Annotated in this window: 24 protein-coding genes; 15 read left to right on the plus strand and 9 right to left on the minus strand. The window is 70.7% G+C overall.

What is annotated here, in order from left to right:
* The first annotated feature begins 29 nt into the window (after positions 1-29).
* From ACLQ3B_RS25460 to ACLQ3B_RS25475, 4 genes are all read left to right on the plus strand, one after another.
* The gene (locus tag ACLQ3B_RS25460; RefSeq protein WP_425783221.1) at positions 30-716 is read left to right on the plus strand and encodes a response regulator; all 687 of its coding nucleotides are present in this window, start codon (positions 30-32) and stop codon (positions 714-716) included.
* A gap of 355 nt (positions 717-1,071) precedes the next feature.
* Positions 1,072-1,839: an ABC transporter ATP-binding protein gene (locus ACLQ3B_RS25465; protein WP_124816963.1), complete on the plus strand. Its 768-nt coding sequence runs from the start codon at positions 1,072-1,074 to the stop codon at positions 1,837-1,839.
* Positions 1,839-4,394 (plus strand): ABC transporter permease, encoded by a 2,556-nt coding sequence (locus tag ACLQ3B_RS25470; protein ID WP_425783222.1) that lies wholly within the window; start codon positions 1,839-1,841, stop codon positions 4,392-4,394. Before ACLQ3B_RS25465 ends, ACLQ3B_RS25470 begins: the two co-directional genes overlap by 1 nt.
* A 169-nt stretch (positions 4,395-4,563) precedes the next feature.
* Complete coding sequence (locus ACLQ3B_RS25475) at positions 4,564-4,941, plus strand: carboxymuconolactone decarboxylase family protein (protein ID WP_112640307.1); 378 nt, start codon at positions 4,564-4,566, stop codon at positions 4,939-4,941.
* 49 nt (positions 4,942-4,990) lie between these two features.
* Here the strand turns inward: ACLQ3B_RS25475 and ACLQ3B_RS25480 are convergent, their stop codons facing one another.
* From ACLQ3B_RS25480 to ACLQ3B_RS25495, 4 genes are all read right to left on the minus strand, one after another.
* Positions 4,991-5,647, minus strand: coding sequence for an HAD family hydrolase (locus ACLQ3B_RS25480; protein ID WP_425783490.1), 657 nt, complete (start codon positions 5,645-5,647; stop codon positions 4,991-4,993).
* Positions 5,648-5,768: 121 nt separating this feature from the next.
* Positions 5,769-6,512: a neutral zinc metallopeptidase gene (locus tag ACLQ3B_RS25485; protein WP_425783223.1), complete on the minus strand. Its 744-nt coding sequence runs from the start codon at positions 6,510-6,512 to the stop codon at positions 5,769-5,771.
* 272 nt (positions 6,513-6,784) lie between these two features.
* A complete protein-coding gene (locus ACLQ3B_RS25490) occupies positions 6,785-6,994 on the minus strand; it encodes a hypothetical protein (protein ID WP_425783224.1) in 210 nt (69 codons plus the stop codon).
* Between the two features lie 131 nt (positions 6,995-7,125).
* On the minus strand, positions 7,126-8,226 hold the full coding sequence (locus tag ACLQ3B_RS25495) for a calcium:proton antiporter (protein ID WP_425783225.1): 1,101 nt from the start codon (positions 8,224-8,226) through the stop codon (positions 7,126-7,128).
* Positions 8,227-8,337: 111 nt separating this feature from the next.
* Between ACLQ3B_RS25495 and ACLQ3B_RS25500 the strand changes: the two genes are divergently transcribed.
* Both ACLQ3B_RS25500 and ACLQ3B_RS25505 read left to right on the plus strand, forming a co-directional pair.
* Positions 8,338-8,700, plus strand: coding sequence for a metalloregulator ArsR/SmtB family transcription factor (locus tag ACLQ3B_RS25500; protein ID WP_425783226.1), 363 nt, complete (start codon positions 8,338-8,340; stop codon positions 8,698-8,700).
* Positions 8,697-9,200 carry an SRPBCC family protein gene (locus tag ACLQ3B_RS25505; protein WP_425783227.1) on the plus strand — a complete coding sequence of 168 codons (504 nt, stop codon included), beginning with the start codon at positions 8,697-8,699 and terminating at the stop codon, positions 9,198-9,200. The genes ACLQ3B_RS25500 and ACLQ3B_RS25505 overlap by 4 nt, the downstream gene beginning before the upstream one ends.
* A 12-nt stretch (positions 9,201-9,212) precedes the next feature.
* Here ACLQ3B_RS25505 and mug read toward each other — a convergent pair whose 3' ends face one another.
* Complete coding sequence (gene mug, locus ACLQ3B_RS25510) at positions 9,213-9,782, minus strand: G/U mismatch-specific DNA glycosylase (protein ID WP_425783228.1); 570 nt, start codon at positions 9,780-9,782, stop codon at positions 9,213-9,215.
* Between the two features lie 61 nt (positions 9,783-9,843).
* Between mug and ACLQ3B_RS25515 the strand changes: the two genes are divergently transcribed.
* The 4 genes from ACLQ3B_RS25515 (at position 9,844) to ACLQ3B_RS25530 (ending at position 15,950) form a co-directional block, all read left to right on the plus strand.
* Entirely contained in the window at positions 9,844-10,587 is a 744-nt protein-coding gene (locus ACLQ3B_RS25515) for an SAM-dependent methyltransferase (RefSeq protein ID WP_425783229.1), read from the plus strand.
* A 37-nt stretch (positions 10,588-10,624) separates the two neighbouring features.
* Positions 10,625-11,434 carry a CPBP family intramembrane glutamic endopeptidase gene (locus tag ACLQ3B_RS25520; RefSeq protein WP_425783230.1) on the plus strand — a complete coding sequence of 270 codons (810 nt, stop codon included), beginning with the start codon at positions 10,625-10,627 and terminating at the stop codon, positions 11,432-11,434.
* Between the two features lie 393 nt (positions 11,435-11,827).
* A complete protein-coding gene (locus ACLQ3B_RS25525; RefSeq protein WP_425783231.1) occupies positions 11,828-13,027 on the plus strand; it encodes a ThuA domain-containing protein in 1,200 nt (399 codons plus the stop codon).
* 88 nt (positions 13,028-13,115) lie between these two features.
* Complete coding sequence (locus ACLQ3B_RS25530) at positions 13,116-15,950, plus strand: PQQ-dependent sugar dehydrogenase (RefSeq protein ID WP_425783232.1); 2,835 nt, start codon at positions 13,116-13,118, stop codon at positions 15,948-15,950.
* 47 nt (positions 15,951-15,997) lie between these two features.
* On the opposite strand, the gene ACLQ3B_RS25535 is transcribed toward ACLQ3B_RS25530, so the two are convergent.
* Entirely contained in the window at positions 15,998-16,777 is a 780-nt protein-coding gene (locus ACLQ3B_RS25535; RefSeq protein WP_425783233.1) for a helix-turn-helix domain-containing protein, read from the minus strand.
* A 68-nt stretch (positions 16,778-16,845) separates the two neighbouring features.
* Here ACLQ3B_RS25535 and ACLQ3B_RS25540 point away from each other — a divergent pair, with 68 nt between their 5' ends.
* From ACLQ3B_RS25540 to ACLQ3B_RS25555, 4 genes are all read left to right on the plus strand, one after another.
* Positions 16,846-17,232, plus strand: a complete 387-nt coding sequence (locus tag ACLQ3B_RS25540) for a nuclear transport factor 2 family protein (protein ID WP_425783234.1) — start codon at positions 16,846-16,848, stop codon at positions 17,230-17,232.
* A 183-nt stretch (positions 17,233-17,415) separates the two neighbouring features.
* Positions 17,416-18,447, plus strand: a complete 1,032-nt coding sequence (locus tag ACLQ3B_RS25545) for a pectinesterase family protein (RefSeq protein WP_425783235.1) — start codon at positions 17,416-17,418, stop codon at positions 18,445-18,447.
* A gap of 74 nt (positions 18,448-18,521) precedes the next feature.
* Entirely contained in the window at positions 18,522-19,901 is a 1,380-nt protein-coding gene (locus ACLQ3B_RS25550; RefSeq protein ID WP_425783236.1) for a cellulose binding domain-containing protein, read from the plus strand.
* Between the two features lie 35 nt (positions 19,902-19,936).
* On the plus strand, positions 19,937-21,145 hold the full coding sequence (locus tag ACLQ3B_RS25555) for a cellulose binding domain-containing protein (protein WP_425783237.1): 1,209 nt from the start codon (positions 19,937-19,939) through the stop codon (positions 21,143-21,145).
* Between the two features lie 62 nt (positions 21,146-21,207).
* Here ACLQ3B_RS25555 and ACLQ3B_RS25560 read toward each other — a convergent pair whose 3' ends face one another.
* The 3 genes from ACLQ3B_RS25560 to ACLQ3B_RS25570 form a co-directional block, all read right to left on the minus strand.
* Complete coding sequence (locus ACLQ3B_RS25560; RefSeq protein WP_425783238.1) at positions 21,208-22,152, minus strand: acyltransferase domain-containing protein; 945 nt, start codon at positions 22,150-22,152, stop codon at positions 21,208-21,210.
* 29 nt (positions 22,153-22,181) lie between these two features.
* Positions 22,182-22,766, minus strand: coding sequence for a hypothetical protein (locus ACLQ3B_RS25565; RefSeq protein WP_425783239.1), 585 nt, complete (start codon positions 22,764-22,766; stop codon positions 22,182-22,184).
* Between the two features lie 119 nt (positions 22,767-22,885).
* Positions 22,886-23,314, minus strand: a complete 429-nt coding sequence (locus ACLQ3B_RS25570) for a VOC family protein (RefSeq protein ID WP_425783240.1) — start codon at positions 23,312-23,314, stop codon at positions 22,886-22,888.
* A 95-nt stretch (positions 23,315-23,409) separates the two neighbouring features.
* Between ACLQ3B_RS25570 and ACLQ3B_RS25575 the strand changes: the two genes are divergently transcribed.
* Positions 23,410-24,327 carry an NAD-dependent epimerase/dehydratase family protein gene (locus ACLQ3B_RS25575; protein WP_425783241.1) on the plus strand — a complete coding sequence of 306 codons (918 nt, stop codon included), beginning with the start codon at positions 23,410-23,412 and terminating at the stop codon, positions 24,325-24,327.
* The last annotated feature ends 2 nt before the right edge of the window (positions 24,328-24,329 follow it).

The raw sequence follows: 24,329 nt of genomic DNA on the forward strand, positions 1-24,329 counted from the left end.
GCCACGACGTCGGCGGGACGGAGGACGAGATGAGCGATCAGACGCCCTCGGCGCGGCCGGTGCGGATCCTGCTCGCCGACGACCAGCCGCTGCTGCGGACCGGTTTTCGGATGGTGCTGGGCGCCGAGACCGACCTGGACGTGGTGGCGGAGGCCGGTGACGGTGTGGAGGCGGTCGAGTTGTCCCGCCGGCTGCTGCCCGACGTCGTTCTGATGGACATCCGGATGCCCCGGATGGACGGGGTGGCGGCGACCCGGGCGATCGTCGACGCCCGACTGCCGGTACGGGTGCTGGTGCTCACCACCTTCGACCTGGACGAGTACGTGGTCGGCGCGTTGCGGGCGGGCGCCAGCGGGTTCCTGGCCAAGGACGTGCCGGCCGAGGATCTGATCGCGGCGATCCGCACGGTCGCCGGTGGGGACGCGGTGGTGGCACCTCGGATCCTGCGGCGACTGCTGGACCGCTTCGCCGAGCTGCTGCCCGACCCGGCGGCGACACCGTCGGCGGCGCTCAAGGCGCTCACCGACCGGGAACGCGAGGTGCTCGTGCAGGTGGCCCGGGGGCTGTCCAACGCCGAGATCGCGACGGTCCTGTCGGTGAGCGAGACCACCATCAAGACCCACGTCGGGCACGTGCTGACCAAGCTGCGGCTGCGCGACCGGGTGCAGGCGGTGGTGCTGGCCTACGAGTCGGGGCTGGTCCGCCCTCGGGCGTAGCCGGACCGGCCCGGGTACCTCACCCGGCGTACTCGAAGATCCCTCCCTGGGGGGACGGCCGGCGTTGCCATCGTCACCTACCGTGACCGGAGATGGCTCGGTTCGGTTGACCCTCCTGTGGCGTCAGGTGGAAGTGTCGGTGCTGCCGCCCGCCGCCGTGGGGAAAAACGGTCGACCGGCCGTCGACTCAGGGGCAACCCTGATGCGACATGGGGGTGCACCCGCAGCGGGAAATCCGCGCCGGGTCCCCCCAGGGTCGGACGGGGCGGGGGGATTCAGCACCGATGATTGAACAGTCGCGCCGGACCATCGGGGGGCGGCGTGCATTTTCGGACAGACGGAAGAGGTAGATGACGTGACCGCGACGGTAGGCCAGCAGGCGCAGGCCGCGGCCCGGGCGAACGACGTGTGGAAGGTGTACGGCAGCGGCGAGGCTCAGGTCATCGCGCTGCGGGGGGTAAGCGCCGAGTTCGAACGTGGCCGCTTCACTGCGATCATGGGCCCGTCGGGTTCCGGTAAGTCGACGCTGATGCACTGCCTGGCCGGCCTGGACTCGGTGACCCGGGGGACGGTGGCGATCGGTGAGACGACCGTCACCGGGCTCGGCGACGCGGGGCTGACGAAGCTGCGACGCGACAAGGTGGGCTTCATCTTCCAGCAGTTCAACCTGCTGCCGACGCTCACCGCCAAGGAGAACATCCTGCTGCCGCTGTCGATCGCCGGGCGCAAGCCGGACCCGGCCTGGTACGACACGGTGATCGAGACGGTGGGTCTGAAGGACCGGCTGGACCACCGGCCGGCGCAGCTCTCCGGTGGGCAGCAGCAGCGGGTGGCGTGCGCGCGGGCGCTGGTGTCCCGCCCCGAGGTGATCTTCGCGGACGAGCCGACGGGCAACCTGGACTCGCGCTCCGGCGCGGAGGTGCTCAACTTCCTGCGCAACTCGGTACGCGAGCACGGCCAGACCATCGTGATGGTCACCCACGACCCGACGGCCGCCGCGTACGCCGACCGGGTGGTCTTCCTCGCTGACGGCGAGATCGTCTCGGAGCTGATCGAGCCGACCGCCGAGACGGTGCTGGACACCATGAAGAAGCTGGACACTGCGGCCGAGGTGGGCAACTGATGTTCCGCGCGACGCTGAAGAGTCTGCTGGCCCGTAAGGTCCGGCTGATCCTGTCCGGCCTGGCGGTGGTGCTCGGGGTGATGTTCGTCTCCGGCGCGTTCGTGCTCACCGACACGTTGGGGCGCTCCTTCGACTCGGTCTTCGCCGACGGTTTCTCCGAGATCGACGTGAACGTCGCGGCGAAGCCGAAGGTGCAGGTCAACGAGATGGAGGGCGAGCAGACCGCCGCCCCGCTGCCGGCCGCCCTGGTGGACCGGGTGAAGCAGGTGCCGGGCGCGGCCTCGGCGACCGGCGTCGTCAACGCCGACGGCGCCCGGGTGATCGGCAGCAACGGCAAGGTGGTCACCTCGTTCGGCCCGCCGCAGTTGGGTGAGAACTGGACCGGCGAGAGCGAGCTGCTGCGACTGCGCGAGGGGCGCGCGCCGCAGGCCGAGGACGAGATCGTCATCAACAAGGCGTTGGCCACGGCCGCGAAGGTGCAGGTCGGCCAGAAGGTCGGCGTGCTCACCGCGTTCGAGTCGAAGAAGCGGGACTTCACACTGGTCGGCGTCTTCGGTTACAGCGGTGACCGGGACTCGATCGGCGGGGTCAACGAGGTCTTCTTCACCACCCCGGTGGCGCAGCGACTGATGCTGGGCGAGCCGGATGTGTTCAGCAGCATCACCGTGCAGGCTGCCGGCGGGGTCTCCGACGAGACGCTGCGCGACGACGTGGCCCGCACCCTGGGCGCGGACTTCGAGGTGAAGACCGGCAAACAGGTCGCCGCGGACGCCTCGGCCAGCCTGAAGGAGGGCCTGGCCTTCTTCAACAAGATCCTGCTCGGCTTCGCCGCGGTGGCGCTGCTGGTGGGCACCTTCCTGATCCTCAACACCTTCTCGATCATCGTGGCGCAGCGGACCCGGGAGTTGGCGCTGATGCGCGCCATCGGGGCCAGCGGCCGGCAGATCATCGGTTCGGTGGTGCTGGAGGCCATCGCGGTGGGGTTGATCGCGTCGGTGCTCGGCCTGGCGGCCGGCATCGGGGTGGGCGCGCTGCTGGCGTTCCTGTTCGGCAAGCTCGCCGGTGGGCTCACCCTGGCCGGGATCGGCGTACCGGCGGCGGCGGTGATCGGTTCGTTCGGCGTCGGTCTGGTGATCACCGTGGTGGCGGCGTTGCTGCCGGCGCTGCGGGCGTCCCGCATCCCGCCGATCGCGGCCATGCAGGACGTGGCCACCCCGGACCGGCCGCTGACCAAGATCACCGTGGCCGGGTCGTTGGTCACCGCTGTCGGCGCGGTGCTGCTGTTCCTCGGGCTCAGCGGCAACGCCGGCGGTCAGACCCTGGCCACCATCCTCGCCGGGGTGCTGTTCGCCTTCATCGGGGTGGCGCTGCTGACCCCGCTGATCAGCCGGCCGGTGGTGAGCCTGCTCGGCGCGATCTTCTCCTGGTCGGTGCCGGGCAAGCTGGGCCGGCTCAACTCCGGGCGCAACCCGCGCCGGACGGCCATCACGGCCGCCGCGCTGATGGTCGGCATCGCGCTGGTCACCGGCGTCACGGTCATCCTCGACTCGGCCAAGGGCAGCATCAGCGCCCTCGCCCAGGACACCATCAAGGCCGAGTTGGTGATCGCCGGCCAGCAGGGTGGCCCGCGCCCGCCGAGCTTCGACCCGGGTGTGCTGGACCGGGCCAAGACCCTGCCCGGTGTGCGGATGGTCGACGGCGAGTACGGCGACATGGGACGGATCGACGGCGAGAGCACCTGGGTCGCGGCGAGCAGCGACATCGCGTCGCTGCGGCAGATCTTCGGCGCGAAGCCGACCGCCGGTGACATCGACCGGCTCGGGCCGACCCAGATGCTGGCCAGTTCCGACACCGCCACGTCCCGTGGCTGGTCGGTGGGCTCGACCGTCAAGGTGCAGCTGACCCGGGGCGAGGCGCGCACGTACACGATCAGCGGCATCTACGAGTCGTCGCAGCTGACCAATCCGGTGACGTTGCCGGTGACGGCGGCGAAGGACTTCGCCATCCCGCAGCCCATCCAGGGCTTCATCCAGCTGGCCCCGGGCACCCGGGTGGCCGACGTTCAGCCGCAGGTGGAGACGCTCCTCGCGGACAGCCCCGAGGTGTCGGTGGCCGACCGGGACGCGTTCATCAAGCAGCAGACGAGTTCGCTCGACGGCCTGCTCACGATGATCCAGATCCTGCTCGCGTTGGCCATCGTGATCGCCGTGCTCGGCATCATCAACACGCTGGCGCTGTCGGTGCTGGAACGGACCCGCGAGTTGGGTCTGCTACGGGCGATCGGCCTACGCCGGTCGCAGACCATGGGCATGATCACCGTGGAGGCGGTGGTGATCTCGGTGTTCGGCGCGCTGCTCGGCGTCGCGGTGGGTACCGGCCTCGGCGCCGCGGTGGTCGAGGCCCTCAAGGACGAGGGCATCACCGACCTGATCCTGCCCTGGGGGCAGATGGGAGTCTTCCTCGGTCTCGCCGCCATCATCGGCGTGGTGGCCGCGGTGCTCCCGGCCATCCGGGCGGCCCGGATCAACGTCCTGGGCGCCATCGCCCACGACTGAGTCACGACTGATCGGCACTGCCGAGGCCCCCGGCCGCCATCCGCGCGACCGGGGGCCTCGGCCTGTCCCATTCCCCCTCCGCCACCCGTACGCGACTGCCAGGCTGGTGCTGCCGGCAGGGCGCCGGCCCGCCCCGCGAGCGGGCGGCCGGAGAACCGGGGCCGGTGACATGACCGATCAGGACGCGTACCAGCGGGCACTCGACAACGCCGAGCGGCTGCTCGGGCAGCCGCTGGTCCTGCCGCTCGGCGAGGGTGAGCCGTCGGTGGGAAACGACTTCCGTCGTCTCGCCACCGTGCAGACCTTCGGCGCGGCCTGGCCCCGAGAAGGCCTGGACCTGCGCAGCCGGTGCCTGGTCTCGGTGGCGATCGCCGCCGCCCTCGGCACCCACGAGCCGCTGCGCGGGCAGCTGCGCATCGCGCTGACCTCGGGCGTGACCAGGGAGGAGATCGTCGAGCTGTTCATCCACCTGGCCGCGTACGCGGGGGCCGCGCGGGCGTTCGACAGCTACCAGGTGGTCGCCGCGGTCTTCGCCGAGCGCCCCTGAACGAGGCCGGTCGCGACAGCCGAGCGCCGTCGGACCCGCGCCGGGCGGGTCAGCCGGTCGCCGCGGCCCGATCGGTCAGCAGGGCCGCGAGCAGCGCCAGGTCCACGCCGGTCAGGCTCTCCACCTGGTGTACGCCCACAGTGCTCGGCAACGCCACCTCCGCCGGTACGGCAAGCACCGCCGCGCCCGAGGCCAGCGCGCTGGCCACCCCGGTCGGTGAGTCCTCGATCGCCACGCAACGCTCGATCGGCACACCCAGCAGCCGGGCCGCGGTCAGGTAGGGCTCGGGGTGCGGCTTGGCCGCCACCACCTCGTCGCCGGCGACGACCGTGTCGAAGTTGTCCCGACCGAGGGTGTCCAGGGCGATCTCGACAAGCGCCCGAGGGCTGGAGGTGACCAGCGCGGTGGGGATCCCCGCCACGCGGACCGCGCGCAACAGCTCGAACGCCCCCGGCCGCCAGGGCAGACCGCTACGGAACAGCTCCAGGATCCGGGTGTTGATCCACGCCGCGCTGATCTCCGGATCCCGTTCGGGCTGTCCCAGGTCGTCGTGCAGGATGCGCATCGACTCGGCCATGGCGGTGCCGATGATCGACTGGCGGGCGTCGACGGAGAGCTCCCCGCCGTACTCCTTCGCGAGTTCCTGCAACGCGACGTCCCACAGCTTCTCGCTGTCGACCAACGTGCCGTCCATGTCGAAGAGCACAGCGGCGGGGTGATGGCTGCTCAGCGGAACCTCCAGGGTCGTGACCGACACCGGCGATCCTGCCAGCACCTCCCGTGCTCGGTGGCGGCAACGGGCGCCAGGGTGATGCGGGCAACCCCGCTCAGCCCAGGTCGCACTCCTTCAGGGAACCCTCGTACCCCCGGAAGAACATGTCGGTGCGCTGCTCGGCGGTGCCGTGCGCCCCTTCCGCGAACCACGGCTGGTCCGGGTCGTCACCGACCGCCGCCACCCCCTCCCGGAACTCGTCCAGGTCACCCTCGGCCAGGGTCAGGGCACCCGAGCGCACCGAGTCGCCGAGGTAAGCCCCGGCCATGCAGTCGGCCTGCAACTCCTGCTGGATGGTGAAGCTGTAGTTGATGCCGAGCCGCACCTGGATGGCGTGCGCGTACTCGTGCCCGAGCAGGTAGAACACGAACGCGTCGCCGACCTGGCGGAACGCCGCCACCGACCAGGCGACGTCGTACGCGATGAAGTCGCCCTGCGAGCAGTAGACGGCGTTGTTACGGGGCAACGGCTGGCCACCGCAGGACACCTCGCCGTCGCGCTGGTACGGGGTGATCCGCCGGATCGGTCGGAACCGCTGCCCGGATTCCTTGAACTGGGCTGCCCAGTACCGCTCGGCGACCGCCTGCGCGTCGGCGACGTCCTGCTCGAACTCGGCGACGCTTGTGGTGCTGTCGGCTCGGGTGGTGCTCGGCCCCGGCGAGGCGGCCGACGGCTTCGCCCCGGGGCGCTCGGCGTCCGGCTCGGCCAGCCCACCGCCGGCGCAGGCGAGGGAGACCAGGGCGGCGACCAGCAGACCCGCCATCGGGCCCCGCGCGTCGCGTCCGAACCGTGCCGCCACTGTGCCTCCCCAGACGTCGGTGCTCGCGCTGCGCTGTACCCCGACGATACGACCGCCACGCCCCTCACCGATTCACGCACGAGGTGGCCGAACGGTTCACGCCCGGTGGGCCCGGGTCGGCTGCGGCACAGCGGGCTCGGGTGGGCTGGGGTGAGGTGTCGCGCGGCGACCACGGGTGGGCGAGGAGCGCCGCCGCGCGGCCTGCCACAGTGCTCCGGGGCGGGGTGTCGCCGTCCCGGGCTACGCGCCGCTCGTACGGCCAGTAGGGTCGCTCAACCGCCCGACTCCCGACCGCGCTGCCAGGTGTCCCCCTGGTCACCGTGCCGCTCGGCCTCGTACCGCTGCTGCCGCGCCCGAGCGTCCCGCTCAGCCCCACGATCGACGCTGACGCCGTCCGCTGCCCGGCCCCGCCGCACGAGAACTCCCCAGGCCACACCCGCCACCACCACAAAACCCCCGACCACCACCCACAGCACAGTCATCCCGCCAACCTAGGCCCCACCACCACTCCCCGAACCTCGGTGATCATGAAGTTAGCGTCATCCCGGCCGGCGTGTCGTGACGCTAACTTCATGATCACCGGTTCTGGTGGGGGTGGTGGGGGCCGTGCGGATCAGGGGCTGGCGGCCAGGAAGACGAAGGCGGCCATCAGCACCAGGTGTACGCCGCCCTGCAGCACGTTGGCCCGGCCGGGCACCACGGTGAGGACGGCGGTCACGGCGGTGAGCGCGAGCAGGGCGAGCTGGGTGCCGCCGAGGCCGAGCAGCAGCGGGCCGTCCAGCCAGATCGACGCGATCGCTATGGCCGGGATGGTCAGGCCGATGCTGGCCATCGCCGAGCCGAGCGCGAGGTTCAGGCTGATCTGCACGCGGTCGCGGCGGGCTGCGCGAGCGGCGGCCAGGGTCTCCGGCAGCAGCACCAGCAAGGCGATGATCACGCCGACGAACGCGTGCGGCAGGTTCGCCGCGGCGACCCCGGCCTCGATGGTCGGCGAGACGGTCTTGGCGTCACCGACCACCGCGACCAACGCCACCAGCAGCAGCCCCAGGCTCATCAGCGCCGCGCGGGTGGTGGGCGGCTTGGCGTGCTCCTCCGCGTCGATCACCTGGCCCCGGCTGTCGACAGGCAGGAAGTAGTCGCGGTGCCGGCCGGTCTGCACGAGCACGAAGAGCCCGTAGAGCGCCAGCGAGGCGACGGCGGCGAAGGCGAGCTGGGCCGGGCTGAACTCCGGGCCGGGCCGGGCCGTGGTGAAGGTCGGGATGACCAGACTCAGGGTGGCCAGGGTGATCACGGTGGCCAGGGCCCCGCCGGTGCCCTCCGGGTTGAACACCGCGACGCGACGGCGCAGCGCCCCGAGCAGCAGGGACAGGCCGAGGATCCCGTTGCAGGTGATCATGACGGCGGCGAAGACGGTGTCCCGGGCGAGCGACTGGGTCTTCTCCGGCCCGCTGATCATGAGCGTGACGATGAGGGCTACCTCGATCACGGTGACCGCGACGGCGAGCACCAGCGACCCGTACGGCTCCCCCACCCGGTGGGCGACCACCTCCGCGTGGTGCACGGCCGCGAGCACGGCGCCCCCGAGCAGCAGCGCGACCACCACGATGACCGGGCCGGGCAGGTTCCGCCCCCAGGTGACGATCAATACCAGGACGGCGAGCACGGGTACGGCGAAGGTCCAGTCGGTCAGGCGGGAGCGAAGCGGGGCGGCCATGCCGTCCAGGGTGCCAGCTCAGGTGATCATGTGCCCACCATCGACGCACGGATCCGCGGCGTCGCGGGTCCACAACGGGCAGACCCGTAACTTATAGGTTACGCTTCCGGGGTGGACGAGGTGACCGTCGCGATCGCGGACCCGGTGCGACGGCACATCCTGACCATGCTGCACGACGAACCCCTCTCCGCCGGCGACATCGCCCAGCGGTTCACGATCAGCCGGCCCGCCATCAGCCGCCACCTGCGGGTGCTGCGCGAGAGCGGGCTGGTCCGTGACGAACTGGTCGGACGGCAGCGGATCTACCGCCTCGACCCGGGCCCGCTCGCCCCTCTGCTCGACTGGCTCACCGGGCTCACCACTGTCGACAGGTGGGAACGGCACCTCGACGCGTTGGAGACCGAGGTCTATCGCACCCGCCGAGAACGCCGCAGCGGCGGCCCGGCGGAACATCGAAGGGAGCACACGGCATGACCCGCACACCCGCCGGACGCCTGTTTCGCACCGCCACCGGGCACGATCTCGTCCTCACCCGGACCTTCCACGCCCCCATGGCGGACGTCTGGGCCAGCCTGACCGAATCGGAACGCACGGCCCGCTGGTACGGCCCGTGGGAGGGCGACGCCGGGCCCGGACGGACCATCCGGGTCCAGATGGCGTACGAGGAGGAGCAGCCCTGGTCCGAGGTGCGCATCGACGCGTGCGAACCGCCGCGGCGCCTCGCCGTGGCGATGATCGACAGCTACGGCACCTGGCTGCTGGAGCTGTCGCTGACCGAAACCGACGGCACCACCGAGCTGCGGTTCGTGCAGCACCTGAGCAGCGTCGAGGGCATCGCCGAGGTGGGCGCCGGTTGGGAGTACTACCTGGACCTGCTCCTCGCCTCTCGGGACGGCTCGCCCCGCCCGGAGTTCGACGACTACCACCCCGCGATGCAGCCCTACTACCAGGGGCTGGCCGCCGCGGCTGGCTAGGAGTGCGGCCGACTAGGCGTCGAGCTCCCGCCGCAGCTTGGCGAACTCGGCGGTCAACGCCGGCAGGGGGAAGTGCGCGTTCAGGCCACTGGGGTTCGGCAGCACCCACACCCGGGCCGGGCCCAGCAGATCCGGTCGCGGACCGAGACCGGCCTTCGGTCGGGCGAAGGCGATCCGGTACGCGGTCACCCCGAGGATCGCCACCCAGCGGGGCCGGTAGCGCTCGGCCTTCACCGCCAACCCGGTGACCCCGGCCACCAGTTCCTCCGACGTCAGCTCGGCGGCGCGGGCGGTGGCCCGGTTGCTCAGGCTGGTGATGCCCAGGCCCTGCCGCAGCAGTTCGTCGCGTTCCCACGAGCGCAGCTGGCGGTCGGTGAATCCGGCCCCGTGCAGGGCGGGCCAGAACCGACTGCCCCGGCGGGCGAACGGCTCCCCCACGGCGGCCGAGTAGAGGCCCGGGTTGTAGCCGCAGAACAACACGCGCAGCCCGGGACCGATGATGTCCGGCAGACCCCGGCCGGCCGCCGCCGCCACCTCCTGCGGGGTCGGCCGCCGCGCCGGCCCCGCACGCTCCGCGTCCACAGCACCGATCCTGCCGTACGCCCCGGTGCCGGCACCGGCGCACGCCTGACACCATCAACGGATGCAGTCAACCGACCACCTCGCCTCGAGCCGGTACGCGCGGATGCGCTGGAACACCCCGCTCTCGCCGGAGCACGCCGCGTTGCTGCTGCAACGGCTCGACGTCCGCCCCGGCACGCGCGTGCTCGACCTCGGCTGCGGCTGGGGTGAGCTGCTGCTGCGGGCGGTCGCCGCCGGCGGTGTGTCCGGCCCGGTCGCCACCCGGGGCGTCGGCGTCGACACCGACGACGCCGCGCTCGCCCGAGGGCGGCAGCTGGCCGCGGGTCGGTCGCTGAACCGGCACGTCGCCTTCGTGATGGGGGAAGCGGCGGCGTGGCAGGAGCCCGCCGACCGGGTCCTCTGCATCGGCTCGGCGCACGCCTTCGGCGGCACCGAGGCTGCCCTGGACGCCCTCGCCGCAGTGGTCCGGCCCGGTGGGCGGCTGCTGTTCGGCGACGCGTACTGGGAACGGTCCCCCACGGCGGAGATCGCCGAGGTCTTCGGCCCGGAGGTCCCGACCCTCCCCGGGCTGATCGAGGCCGCCCGTGAGCGCGGCTGGCGGCTGCTGCACCTGAGCACCGCCGACCAGCGGGAATGGGACGACTTCGAGTCCACCTGGCTCGCCGGCCGGCAGGAGTGGCTGCTGGCGTACCCGGAGGACCCCCGTGCGGCCGACGTCCGCACGGAACTCGACGACCGGTTGCGCCAGTACGTCGGCGGTTACCGAGGCGTCCTCGGCCTCGCCTACCTCGTCCTCGGCCGCTGACGGTCCGCCCTTGACTCCGCTGGCTACGCTGCGCGTGGTGAGCGCCGGACCTCGTCTCGCCCTGCCCTGGCGGGTCCTCGTCGTGGTCGCCGGCGCCGTGCTGGTGTGGCTGTTCCTGGGCGCCCTGCTCGACCGGGACTACGACCGGCCCACCCATGCCGTCGGGGCGGTTCTCACCTCGGCTGTCGTCGTACCCCTGGTGGTTGTCGCCCGTCGCGTCCTGGACCGACGCCGGTGGGCCGGCCTCGGGCTGCCGTCGCTGCGCGCCGGCTGGCGGCGTCTGCTGTTCGGCATGGCCTGCTGGCTCGTGCCCGCCGCGGCGGGGTTCGCGCTCTGCCTCGGCCTCGGCTGGGTCGAGATCAGCGTCCGGACGTCCGTCGGGGACGCGCTGCGCGTGACGGCACTGCTTGTCGTGCTCGTCTTCCTGAAGGAGGCGCTGCCGGAGGAGCTGATCTTCCGGGGGTACCTGCACCACAACCTCGCCACCCGGCTGCCGGCCTGGCAGGCGGCTGTCGGACAGGCCGTGCTGTTCACAGTGTTCGGCTTCCTCGTCGGGGCGGCCCGATCCGTCGATCGGCTGGCGCTCTTCTTCGTCTTCGCGCTGCTGCTGGGCGCCTTCCGCGCCGCCACCGGCGACATCTGGGCCGGCATCGGCCTGCACGTCGCCTTCCAGACGGTCGCCCAGCTGTTCGGCGACGTCGGGGCGGTCTTCGACGTGGTCGGTGCGAACGTCCTGGCAGTGGTGGCCATGGGGGCCATCCCGTTCACGGTCAGCTGGATCGTCCTGCGACACCACTACCGGGACCACCTGCACTGGCGGGACCTCGCGCCGGACCCGGTGCGCTGAGAGGCTGAAGCCGTGATCGAGGTCGAATCATCACATCTTGCCTTGGTCACCCGTCGGAAGGCGACCGCCGACCTCTTTCTCCTGGCCACCAGGGGCACCCGCAGGCCCACTGAGGGGCTACCGGGGCCGACCGCGCGACTCCCACCGACGTGACGGTGGGCTTGACGGGGCGTAGACATCGGAGGTTTACTGCGTCAACGATGCCAGTCGATGAGTCCTGACCATCCATAGTGGTTGGTCCGAATCGTCGGCTGGTCTCACCGCCCCATCCCCCACCACCCCGCACCACCTCAGCCGAGCATCGGCGGCCCGGCTTCCGCACCACCGCCACTGTGGCCTCCGGCCTGCCCGCGTGCACAGCCTGAGGTCGACGCTCAGCAGAGGAGCAAGACCATGCGTTCCCGTCCCCGCCTGTTGGCACTCGTCACCGGCCTGGCCGTGTTGATGGCCGGCCTGATAGCCCTTCCCACGCAGGCCTCGGCAGCACCGCTGACCAAGGTCCTGGTGTTCAGCAAGACCGCCGGCTTCCGCCACTCGGCCATCCCCAACGGCATCGCCGCGATCCAGCAGCTCGGCTCCGCCAACGGCTTCAGCGTGACCGCGACCGAGGACGCCGGTCAGTTCACCACCTCCAACCTGGCCCAATACCAGGCGGTGGTCTTCATGTCGACGACCGGTGACGTCCTCAACGACAGCCAGCAGTCGGCCTTCGAGTCGTACATCGCCGCCGGCGGCGGGTACGTCGGCGTGCACGCCGCCGCCGACACCGAGTACAGCTGGCCGTGGTACGGCGCGCTGGTCGGGGCGTACTTCGACTCGCACCCGGCGATCCAGACGGCGACCGTGAAGATCGAGGACCAGTCCAACCCGTCGACCGCGCACCTGCCCAGCACCTGGGTCCGCTCCGACGAGTGGTACAACTACCGCACCAACCCCCGGTCCACCGCACGGGTCCTGGCCAGCCTCGACGAGTCGTCCTACAGCGGCGGCAACATGAGCGGCGACCACCCGATCACCTGGTGCAAGGCGGTCGGCAGCGGCCGGGCCTGGTACACGGGCCTCGGGCACACCGAGGCGTCGTACACCGACTCGAACTTCACCAAGATGCTGCTCGGCGGTCTCCAGGTCGCCGCGGGTGCCGTGAGCGCCGACTGCTCGCCGCGCACGACGACTCCGCCGACGACCCCGCCGCCCACCGCCGCCGGCTCCACCCTGAAGGCCCGCGCCAACAGCAAGTTCGTGAGCGCGCCGAACGCCAGCACCGCGTTGATCGCCAACAAGACCTCCGTCGGGACCACCGAGCGGTTCGACCTGGTCAGCCTTGCCAACGGCAACGTGGGCCTGCGCAGCAAGGGCAACGGGCAGTTCGTCGCCGCGGAAAACTCGGGGAACTCCCCGCTGATCGCCAACCGGGCCAGCGCCGGTTCCTGGGAGACCTTCCAGCTCGTGCGCAACTCCGACGGCACGGTGAGCCTGCGGGCCACGGTGAACAACCGTTACGTCGCCGCTGACAACGGGGGCGCCTCCCCGCTGATCGCCAACCGGACCTCCATCGGTCAGTGGGAGAAGTTCGACCTCGTCACCACCAACTGACCTGGTCCCCCGCTAGTTCTCCACCACCCCCACCTGGTCGTGGTGCGCCCCCGCGCGCCCGTCCCCCGGTCGTCGAGAAAGGACGATCATGCTCTCGTACCCCCGGCGCTGGCCCCGGGTCCTCGTCGCTGCGGTCACCACCGTCGCGAGCGTGGCCCTGGCCGTGGCCGCACCGTCCACCGCCCAGGCGGCGGTCATCCCCGCCTCCGACTACCAGCAGGTCAAGCTCGCCAACGGCTCGGCCGAGCTGGGTGAGGCGATGTCCCTCGCCGTCCTGCCCAACCGCTCGGTGCTGCACACCGCCCGCAACGGCGTGCTGCGGGTGACCGACGTGGCCGGCAACACCAAGACCTCTGGCACCCTGTCGGTCTACACCCACGACGAGGAGGGGTTGCAGGGCGTCGCCGTCGACCCCAACTTCGCCAGCAACCGGTGGATCTACCTGTACTACTCGCCCACGCTGAGCACCCCGTCCGGCGACGCGCCGACCACCGGCTCGCAGTCCGACTGGGACCGGTGGAAGGGGCACCTGCGGCTGTCCCGGTTCACCCTCAACAGTGACGACACGCTCAACCTGAGCAGCGAGAAGATCGTGCTCCAGGTCGCCAACGACCGTGGGCAGTGCTGCCACGTCGGCGGTGACCTGGACTTCGACGGCGCCGGCAACCTGTACCTGACCACCGGTGACGACACCAACCCGTTCGAGTCGTCCGGCTACGCGCCGCTCGACGAGCGGACCAACCGCAACCCGCAGTTCGACGCCCAGCGCTCGGCGGGCAACACCAACGACCTGCGGGGCAAGGTGCTGCGGATCAAGCCGCAGGCGGACGGCACGTACACCATCCCGTCGGGCAACCTGTTCGCCCCCGGCACGGCCAACACCCGGCCGGAGATCTACGCGATGGGTCTGCGCAACCCGTTCCGGATGAGCGTCGACAAGGCGACCGGCGTCGTCTACCTCGGCGACTACGGCCCCGACGCCGGGTCCACGAACTCCAGCCGTGGCCCCCAGGGTCAGGTCGAGTTCAACCGCATCGCGGCACCGGGCAACTACGGCTGGCCGTACTGCACCGGCGCCAACACCAGCGCCGAAACGTACAACGAATACACCTTCCCGTCCGGGCCGTCGCAGTCCAAGTACAACTGCACGGGCGGGCCGACCAACAACTCGTTCCGCAACACCGGCCTCGGCACGCTGCCCGCGGCGAAGCCGGCGTGGATCAAGTACGCCGGCGACTCCGGCTCTCCGTCGGAGTTCGGCAGCGGCTCCGAGTCGCCGATGGGCGGGCCGGTCTACCGGTACAACGCCTCGCTCAACTCCAGCATCAAGTTCCCGCAGTCGTTGGACGGCCAGTTCTTCGCCGGCGAGTACGGCCGCCGTTGGATCAAGGCCATCAAGGTCAACTCCGACGGCAGCCGCGGGGAGATCTCCAACTTCCCGTGGAGCGGCACCCAGGTCATGGACATGGCCTTCGGCCCGGACGGCGCGCTCTACGTGCTGGACTACGGCACCGGATCGAACAACCAGGCGCTCTTCCGGATCGAGTACATCGGTGGTGGCAACCGCAGCCCGATCGCGGTCGCCTCGGCGAACCCCACGTCGGGGGCCAACCCGTTGACTGTCAACTTCTCGTCGGCCGGCAGCTCCGACCCGGAGGGTGGGGCGCTCAGCTACCTGTGGACGTTCGGCGACGGCACCACGTCGACGGCGGCCAACCCGACGAAGACGTACACCACGAACGGCACCTTCTCCCCCACCCTGAAGGTCACCGACCCGACCGGCCTGTCCGGCACGGCGAGCCTGGTCGTCACCGTGGGGAACACCGCGCCGACGGTGACGCTTACCTCGCCCACCGACGGGCAGCTGTTCACCTTCGGTGACACGGTGCCGTACCAGATCAGCGTGAGCGACCCGCAGGACGGCACGATCGACTGCTCCAAGGTGAGCCTGACCTACGCGCTGGGCCACGACAGCCACGCCCACCAGATCACCTCGAAGACCGGTTGCAGCGGCTCCATCACCGTCCCGACGGACGGGGAGCACGACTCCGCGGCCAACATCTACGGAGTCTTCGACGCCGCCTACACCGACAACGGTGGGCTCACCACGCACAGCATCAAGACGCTCCAGCCGAAGCACCGCCAGGGTGAGCACTTCAGCGCCCAGTCCGGCGTGCAGGCCACCGACCACACCAACGCCGAGGGTGGTCGCACGGCCGGGTTCATCGAGAACAACGACTGGATCTCGTACCAGCCGTACAACCTGTCCAACGCCAACCGCATCACCGTGCGGGCGTCGTCGGCCGGCGCGGGCGGCACCATCGAGGTCCGGGCCGGGTCGGCCACCGGCTCCCTACTGGGTACCGTCACGGTGCCGGTGACCGGCAACTGGGAGACGTTCGTCGATGCGTCCGCCACGATCAGTAACCCGCCCACCGCGTCGACGACGCTGTACCTGGTGTTCAAGGGCGGGTCCGGCTACCTGTTCGACGTCGACGCGTTCACCTTCGCGACCGGCACCGGTAGCACCACGCCGATGAGCACGCTGCGGGCGCAGGTCAACAACCAGTACGTGTCGGCGGTTGGCACCACCGCGTTGATCGCCAACAAGGCCAGTGTCGGTGGCACGACCGAGCAGTTCGACCGGGTGGACGCCGGCAACGGCAACATCGCCCTGCGGTCGCGCGCCAACGGGCTCTACGTCTCGGCCACGAACGCGGGCGCCGCAGCGTTGGTCGCCAACGCCACGTCCATCGGATCGTGGGAGACGTTCCAGCTCATCACCAACTCGGATGGGACGGTGAGCCTGCGCGCCACGGTCAACAACCAGATCGTGTGCGCCGAGAACGCCGGGGCCGGATCCCTGATCGCCAACCGCACGTCGGTCGGGGCCTGGGAGAGGTTCATCCTGACCACCAGCTGACCGGGAATGTGCACGGGGCCCGGCCTGGTAACCGACCAGGCCGGGCCCTACCGTGTGAAGTAGGCGGCGCTCTCCGGGTCCGCCGGGTAGTAGGACTCCACCGCGATCTCCTCGATCGTGACGTCCATCGGGGTGCCGAACGTGGTGATGGTCGAGAACAGCCGCAGCTCGCGTCCACCGATTCGCAGGATCATCGGGATCACCACATCGGCGTCGACCCGTTGGCCCAACGGCTCCTCGGGCAGCGGGTTCAGCAGCTCTTCGTAGAGCGCCGCGAGCTCCGCGTCGGGAGCCGCGGCGAGCTGGCGCGAGATCCGACTACGGAACACCGCCCGCACGTCCGCCAGGTTGACGACCAGGGGGGCGAGCCCGCGCGGGTCCAGGCCCAGCCGGACCAGGTTCACCGGCGGCCGCAACAGGTCGGGCGCGACGTGCGCAAAGAACGGGTCGACCGCGCGGTTGGTCAGCACGATGTTCCACCGGCGGTCGAAGACCAGCGCCGGGTACGGCTCGTGCGCCCGGAGCACCCTGCGGACCGCGTCGAGGGCGCCCGACAGGGCTGTGTCGTCGAGCGGACGCCGCGCGTACCGGGGTGCGAAGCCCGCGGCGAGCAACAGCTGGTTGCGATCACGCAGCGGCACGTGGAGCTGGTCGGCGAGCCGCAGGATCATGTCCGCGCTCGGCGTGGACTTTCCGGTCTCGACCAGGCTGACGTGCCGAGCCGAGACGTCCGCGGCGATCGCCAGGTCGAGTTGGCTGAGCCCTCGGCGCTTGCGCCACTGCCGTAGGAGCTCCCCGACCGCATGCACGATCAAGAGCGTACTCATCGTCGCTCGGGACGCCATGAAGTGCGATGTCATCGACAACCACCTGGGCCGGGGAAACACTTGCGGGCATGACCACCGAGAACAAGAGCATCGTCGGACGCGCGTTGGCGGAGCTTATCGATACGGGCGACGTCGACACGCTCGCCTCGTTCCTGAGCGAGGACTTCACCCATCACCGGTCGGATTCGACGACCTCGACCAAGGCGCAGTGGCTCGCCGCGGTCCGCGCCGCGCTGGGCCCGACCGCCGGCATGCGGGTCGACGTCCTGCACCTACTGGCCGACGGTGACCACGTCGTGGTGCACTCGCGACGCCGGCTACCCGATGCGGGACCGGAGATCGTGGTGGTCGACGTCCTGCGGATCGCCGACGGATCCATCGCGGAGGTGTGGGAAGTCATCGAGCCGGCCCGCCACGCATCCGCCAACGGCGCGTGGTGGGACGCGGCGGCCTAGATCGGGAAGCGGCCGTGGCGCGAGTGCCCGCCGGTCCGCAGGTGGCCGATGCCTTCATATTTGGGCTCATCGATGTTAGCGTTAACCTGAGTTCGTCGTCTGGCCGGTCGGCATGATCTTCGACGGGGGCCAGGTGGGATGGATCGGAGAACGCTTGTGACCACATCCGGCAGGATTCTTGGTGTGCGCCCGGTGGCGGCGGTGACGGTGTGCGCTCTCGCCGCCGCAGTCTCGATCGCTTCCGCCGCGTCCGCGTCCGCGACAATCACCGTGGCTGCCGATGGCAGCGGCAACTACACGACCGTGCAGGCGGCGATCGACAGCATCGCGGCGAACAACGGCGTTCCGGTCACCATCACCATCAAACCCGGCACCTACCGGGGCGTGGTCACCATCCCCGCCAACAAGCCCTACCTCACATTGGCCGGCGCCGGTGGCTCGGCCGCCCAGGTGGTGATCGTCGAGGGGCACGCGGCCGGCCATGCCAAGCCTGGCGGCGGCACGTACGGCACGTCCGGCAGCGCCTCGGTCTTCGTCAACGCGAACGACACCACGATCAAGAATCTGACCATGTCGAACGACTTCAACGAGGCTGCCAGCACCCTCGACGCCGAGCAGGCCGTCGCTGTCAACACCTCCGGCGACCGGGTGCAGTTCGACAACGTCCGCATTCTCGGCAACCAGGACACCCTGCTGGTCAACGCACCCAGCGTCAGCTCGGTCCGGCGTCTCTACGTCCGTAACTCCTACGTCGAGGGTGACGTCGACTTCGTCTTCGGGCGGGGCACCATGGTCTTCCAGAACGGCACCGTGCACTCGCTCACCCGGGGCTCGTCGTCGAACAACGGCTACATCACCGCTGCGGCCACCGACATCAACAACAAGTTCGGCTTCCTGTTCTGGGGCACCACACTGACCAGCAACGCCCCCGCCAGGACCGTCTATCTGGGCCGGCCCTGGCATCCCAGCGGTGACGTCAACGCCCGCGGTCAGGTCCTCTACCGCGGCGTCGCGATGGGCGCGCACATCCGCACCGACCCCTGGACCGACATGTCCGGCTTCTCGTGGAGGACCGCCCGGTTCGCGGAGTACAGCAGCACCGGGGCCGGTGCGGCCATCAACGCCAACCGGCCGCAGATGAGCGCCTCCACCGCCACCCAGTTCACCCCCACCGCCTACCTGGCGGGTAACGACGGCTGGAACCCCATCCGATGACGCGGACTCGCTCCCTCGAAACCGGTCACCGTCTCATGCGCCCGCGCACCCGACCCGGGACACTCAGGAACGCTGTGGCGCGCACGCGTACCGTGGCGCTCATCGCCGTCGCCGCCGGGGTCCTCGCCGCGGGTCTGCCGGCCTTCAGCGCCGAGGCCGCGGTCGGTGACGGCACCCCGGCCGACTCGAACATCAGCTTCGTCGGCCGGTGGAACAAGACGAACGCCTCGGCCTACGTGCCCTACTGGGCCGGCGCGTACCTGCGGGTCGGGTTCACCGGCAGGACGGTGAAGCTCCGGCAGCGCAACACGATCCAACTGTGGGCCAGCATCGACGGTAGGGCGTTCACGTCCTTCACCGGCTCCGGCACGATCAACCTGACGCCGACCGCGCTGGCGGCCGGTAACCACACGTTGATCGTCAGTTACCGGCAGGTGGCCGGCTCCTACACCGGTGACGCGGTCTTCCAGGGGCTGATCCTGGAGTCGGGCGCGGGCACGTACACGCCGCCGCCCCGCCCCAAGCTTGTCGAGTTCGTCGGTGACTCGATCACCGCGGGCGCCACGAGCAGTCAGCTTGCCGTGACGGACTACGGCTTCAAGGTCGGCGAGAGGCTCGGCTACGACCACACCCAGATCGCGATCGGTGGCATGTGTCTGGCCGAGACGGCCGATGGATGCTGGGCGCAGGCGACCCGCTACTGGATGTCGTCCGGTGGCCAGGCCGGCACCGACCAGTGGGACTTCTCCCGCTACACGGCCGACGGCGTGGTGATCAACCTGGGGACCAACGACAGGAGCCACGGCGTGAGCGCGGCGGCCTTCCAGGCGGCGTACATGACCTTCCTCACGAGGATCCGGGCCAGGTTTCCGAACGCCAAGCTCTTCGCCATGCGGACGTTCATCGGTCGTTACGCGGCGGAGACGGAGGCTGCGGTGCGGGCACGCAACGCCGCGGGTGACGCCGACGTGTTCTACGTGGACACCACCGGCTGGTTGCCGTCCGGCGGCCTGAGCGACTCGGTGCACCCGAACGACGCGGGTCACCAGGCCATCACCGACCGGCTGGCCCCGGTCCTCAGCGCGCGACTGACCGCGACTACGGCCCCCACGACCGCGCCGACCACTCCGGCGGGCGGGGCCTGCGCGGTCACCTACCGCAAGACCGGTGACTGGGGTACGGGTGCCCAGTTCGACGTGACGCTCAGCAACACCTCCAGCGTCCCCGTCGACGGTTGGACACTGACCTGGTCCCTGCCAGGCAGTCAGCGGATCACACAGTCCTGGAATTCCACAGTCACCCAGTCCGGTGCTGCGGCCACGGCGGTGAACGCCTCCTGGAACGCGATGATCCCGGCCGCCGGTTCGACAAGCTTCGGCTTTGTCACCGACAACCCGCTCGGCGGAGCGACAGGTTTCGCTCTCAACGGTTCCCCGTGCGCCGCCACCACCTGACGGCGAACGTCTCCGATCAAGGCAGGAGCAACCCGATGACGGTTCGCCGATTGCGTCTCGTGGTCCTGGCGGCAACGGTCCTGACCGTCGTGGCCGGCGGGCTCGGCATCGCCACCGCCCGGGCCGCCGCCCCGGCGTGCGGTGTCACCTACCGGGTCACCAGTCAGTGGGACGGCGGTTTCGGCGCCGACGTCGTCGTCACCAACCTCGGTGACGCGGTGACCAGCTGGACCGTGGGTTGGAGCCTCGCCCCCGGGCAGCGCGTGACGCAGGCGTGGAACGCCGCCGTCACGGTCACCGGCACGACGGTGACCGCCACCAACGTGAGCTACAACGGTGCCGTCGGCTCCGGCGCGTCGGTCAACTTCGGCTTCACCGGCTCGTGGAGCGGGAGTAACCCGGTGCCGTCGTCGTTCTCGTTCAACGGCATCACCTGTGCCGGCCCGCCGGCAGCGACCCCCACCGAGCAGACCCCGACCCCGACCCCGACGTCAACACCCTGCACCGACCCGAGCACGTCGCCGACGCCCGCGCCGGTCAGGGTGTGGATGGCCGGCGACTCCACGATGATGAACGCCAGCTCCTGCCCGATCGGCTGGGGCAGCCAGTTCGCGTCCTACCTCACGTCGAACGTCAGCGTGCAGAACAGCGCCGTCGGCGGTCGCAGCATCCAGACGTGGCTGTACGAGGGCAACGTGACAGCCACCAAGAACTCGGCAGGCGAGTGCACGCTCAGCTCGACCGCCTACAGCGCGCGGTGGTCGGCGATGCTGAACACCGGCAGCGGCTTCAAGACCGGTGACTATCTGATCGTCCAGTTCGGCATCAACGACGGTGACTCGGCCTGCCCGCGACACGTAGGCAGCAACCGCTTCAAGCAACTGCTCGGCGTCATGGCGACGGCTGCCAAGGCCAGAGGCGTACAGCCGATCTTCGTCACCCCGGTCGCGGCAATCACCTGCAGCGGGGGCACCGCCGTCGGCAATCGCGGTTTCGTCGCCGAGACGACGGCTGCGGCCGCCGCCAACGGCGTACCGGTCATCGACCTGCACGCGAAGAGCGTGGCGCTCTACAACACGCTCAGGCTGTGCCCGAACAACGGTGACTACTCGACCGGCGCGGTCGGTGCGTTCTTCTGCAACGACCACACCCACTTCGAGGCCGCCGGCGCCAGACAGATCGCCGGCCTGATCGCCACCGCCCTCAGGGCGCAGAACATCCCGCTCGCCGCCCACCTGAAGTGACAGCCACCCCTGCGGCGGCGTGACCCGCCAACCGCGTCCCCCAACCTCTCCGGTCCGAGCACCTAGATCGGGAAGCGGCCGTGGCGCCAGTGCCAGTGCCCGCCGGCCCGCAGGTGGTCGATGATCGCGCGCTGGAGCAGCGTACGGCGCGGCAACTCGTCCAGCGGCGTGGTCAGGGTGCGGAACCCGAACCGCAGCACCTCGATGTCGGCGTCCGGCCCGTCCGACGCCTGGTAGGGAACCAGCTCGAACCGGCGCTGGAACCGCACGATGTTGGAGTCCTCGGGAAGGTACTCCCGCAGCTGCGGGTCGAGCAGCCACGAGGCGCAGGAGAACGCGGTGTAGCGCTCGTCCGGGAAGTGCCGGGGAAAGAACGCCCGGGCCTCGTCGAGCGACGCCTCGACCGCCTCCGGGGTCAACGGCCCCGAATCGGGGACGTGCAGACCGATCGCGCCGTCGCCGCGCTGGTGCTGGAGCCGGCCCAGCTCGTAGACGCTGCCGCGCGAGTGCAGCGTCAGCCAGCTCTGCATGATCGGCCAGCCCTCGCCGCGCATGCGTCGGTCGATCGCGAGGTTGCGGCCCAGGTCGGCGAGGGTCACCCAGGACACGCTGTCGGGGACGCCGTGGTCGCGGTGGTACCGGCGCACGACGTCGACCAGGGCCAGGTACGCGTACACGTAGAGGTGCCGCCAGGCAGGCCCCCGGTCTCGCGGCAACTCCGGGCCGGGCGGCATCCAGTCGTAGCCGGCGAGATCGGCGCGGACCAGAGCGATCGAGCGGTCGAGCAGCCAGCGCAGCTCCGGAGCCCACAGTGGGGAGCCGGGATCGGGCCAACCCGCCATGATCTCGGCGGCGTCGTCCGGCCGCACGGCGAGCCGGTCGAGGATCGCGGGCGCGTCGGCCTTGGCTGGCAGCGGCGCCGACGGCCGGTCACCGGCGAGCCGATGCACACGGTCGACGTCCTCGACGGGCACCCCGAGCCGGGCGGCGATGTCGTCCAGATCCACGCCGACGACCCTACCGGCCGGCGGGCAGCTCAGGAGTCCGCGGGAACTCCGGCGTCGAGCTGCCCGATCATCGGCGCGAGGAGGTCGTTGAGCTCCCGGGCCAGCACCGCCACGGCCCGGCGCGCCGCCGCGGCGACGTCGTCGTCCGGACCGGCGGGCGACGGCGGCAGATCGCCGAGCGGGACCGGCGCCTCCACCTGGAGCAACGCGCGCAGATGCGGGCGGCGCGTCTGGTCCTGCTCGGTGGGTGTGGTGAACTGGCCGAACAGCTGGGGCCAGTTCTGCCAACCCCGGTCGCGCTGCCACTGCTTGGTCCAGGTCAGCTCGGCCGGCCAGCGGGAGGCCACGGTCACCGCGCAGACCAGGCTGCCGTCCCACGGGCTGCGCGAGCAGGTCGCCGTGATGATCCGCCGGTGCCAGCGGACGAAGCCCGGCGACAGTTCGGTGGCCAGCCGCCAGGCCGTCACCGCGAACGCCACGGGCGCGAAGTCACCCCAGGTGTCGGCGAACTCGTCGATCCGCCGAAACACCTCGGCCTCGTACCGGCCGCGCCCGTCGGCGCCGTGTTCGCGGTCGAACTGCTCGTCCAGCCAGAAGGCGCGCGGTTCCGGCATCCTCAACCCCGATTCACAGCGATGGCGTCCTGCCTCGAACCTATGCCAATGTCGAGGTTACGGACGCCATCCTCGCCCGTTGTCAACCTTGCGCTCCCAGCGAGGTGGCGGCAACCCGCTCAGCCGACGAAGACGCAGAAGGGATGCCCGGCCAGATCGGCGTACACGCGGAGGGGCTCGTCCGGGTCGTCGATGCGGTCGTACAACAGCCGGCCGCCGAGGCGCAGCACGCGCTCATGCTGGACCAGCAGCTCCTCGACGGACTCCACGGTCAGGTCCAGGTGCAGCTGCTGGGGCACGGTGTGAGTCGGCCACGTCGCCTCCGGCAGATGCTCCACCTGCTGAAACGCGAGCTGGGGTTCGCCGGCGGGTGACCGCAGCACCAGCCAGTCACGGCCGCGTTCGTCGGCCTGCCCGGCCGCCGGCGGTTCGTCACCGGGCCGGTAGACGAAGCCCAGCAGCTGTCGATAGAACTCCGCCAGCGCCCGCGCATCGGTGCAGTCGAGCACCACCGAACACAACTTGGGCACGCTCTCCTGGTCAACCACGCTCGATCACCTCCGGGTGCCATTCTGGCCGAACCGCAGCGTCGCCGCAGCGGCGGCGCTTGACAAACAGCCCATTCCAGAGTGGACGATGCACCGTGCGAATTCTTGTGGTGGGTGGCAGCGGTCTGATCGGCGCTCACGTCGTGGACGTACTCCGGGGGCGTGGTCACGCCGCGACCACGGTTGCGCGTACCGCCCAGCCGGGCGTCGACCACCTGCTCGATGTCGGGTCCGCCTCGATCGACGGACTGCGGGCGCTGCTCGCCGGTCACGACGGCGTCGTGTACGCCACCCGCACCGAGGAGCAACGCCCGCTGCCCAAGCCGATCTATCCCGAGTTCCGCCGCGACAACGTCGACCCGGTGGTACGCCTGTTCACCGCCGCCCGCCTCGAAGGTCTCACCCGAGGCGTCGTGATGGGCTCCTACTACACCTACTTCGACCGGCTCCACCCACAGTGGCGTCTCGCCGAACGGCACACGTACATCCGGTGCCGGCTGGAGCAGGCCCGCGAGGGGCGGGCGGCCGCCGGTGCGGGCCTGCCGGTCGCCGTACTCGAACTGCCCTTCGTCTTCGGTCGGGCCGGCGACCGGCTGCCCAACTGGGCCGGTCCGCTGGACCGGTGGGCCCGCTCGCGTACCCCTCTGGTCGCCCCGACCGGCGGCAGCGCCGCGGCGTCGGCCCGCAGCGTGGCCGAGGTCGCGGTCGACGCTCTGGAGCAGGCCAGCGGCGCGGACATCCCGGTCGTCGACGAGAACCTCACCTGGCACGACATGTTCGCGCGGATCGCCGCGGCGGTCGGCCGGCCGCGCCGGGTCAGCCGCCTGCCGGCCGGCGTGGCGCGGGCCGCGCTGCGACTCGGCGGCGCGGCGCAGGCCCTCGGCCGCAAGGAGTCGGGTGTGAACCCGAGCTACCTCGCCGACCTCCTGCTCACCAACCTGTTCATCGACCCGACAAGCGGCCGTCCACTGGACCCGGCCCTACGCGAAACCTTCCCAACCAGCCCCGCCTGACC

This window comes from Micromonospora sp. DT53 (genome assembly GCF_049841535.1).
GTDB lineage: Bacteria > Actinomycetota > Actinomycetes > Mycobacteriales > Micromonosporaceae > Micromonospora.

What these genes read in the sequence shown, in the direction of transcription:
- ACLQ3B_RS25470 (WP_425783222.1), top strand. Translation starts at nt 1,839, where the DNA reads ATGTTCCGCGCGACGCTGAAGAGTCTGCTGGCCCGTAAGGTCCGGCTG.
- ACLQ3B_RS25540 (WP_425783234.1), top strand. Translation starts at nt 16,846, where the DNA reads ATGACCACCGAGAACAAGAGCATCGTCGGACGCGCGTTGGCGGAGCTT.
- ACLQ3B_RS25555 (WP_425783237.1), top strand. Translation starts at nt 19,937, where the DNA reads ATGACGGTTCGCCGATTGCGTCTCGTGGTCCTGGCGGCAACGGTCCTG.
- ACLQ3B_RS25535 (WP_425783233.1), bottom strand. Translation starts at nt 16,777, where the DNA reads ATGAGTACGCTCTTGATCGTGCATGCGGTCGGGGAGCTCCTACGGCAG.
- ACLQ3B_RS25565 (WP_425783239.1), bottom strand. Translation starts at nt 22,766, where the DNA reads ATGCCGGAACCGCGCGCCTTCTGGCTGGACGAGCAGTTCGACCGCGAA.
- ACLQ3B_RS25505 (WP_425783227.1), top strand. Translation starts at nt 8,697, where the DNA reads ATGACCCGCACACCCGCCGGACGCCTGTTTCGCACCGCCACCGGGCAC.
- ACLQ3B_RS25460 (WP_425783221.1), top strand. Translation starts at nt 30, where the DNA reads ATGAGCGATCAGACGCCCTCGGCGCGGCCGGTGCGGATCCTGCTCGCC.
- ACLQ3B_RS25515 (WP_425783229.1), top strand. Translation starts at nt 9,844, where the DNA reads ATGCAGTCAACCGACCACCTCGCCTCGAGCCGGTACGCGCGGATGCGC.
- ACLQ3B_RS25490 (WP_425783224.1), bottom strand. Translation starts at nt 6,994, where the DNA reads ATGACTGTGCTGTGGGTGGTGGTCGGGGGTTTTGTGGTGGTGGCGGGT.
- ACLQ3B_RS25475 (WP_112640307.1), top strand. Translation starts at nt 4,564, where the DNA reads ATGACCGATCAGGACGCGTACCAGCGGGCACTCGACAACGCCGAGCGG.
- ACLQ3B_RS25525 (WP_425783231.1), top strand. Translation starts at nt 11,828, where the DNA reads ATGCGTTCCCGTCCCCGCCTGTTGGCACTCGTCACCGGCCTGGCCGTG.
- ACLQ3B_RS25530 (WP_425783232.1), top strand. Translation starts at nt 13,116, where the DNA reads ATGCTCTCGTACCCCCGGCGCTGGCCCCGGGTCCTCGTCGCTGCGGTC.
- ACLQ3B_RS25495 (WP_425783225.1), bottom strand. Translation starts at nt 8,226, where the DNA reads ATGGCCGCCCCGCTTCGCTCCCGCCTGACCGACTGGACCTTCGCCGTA.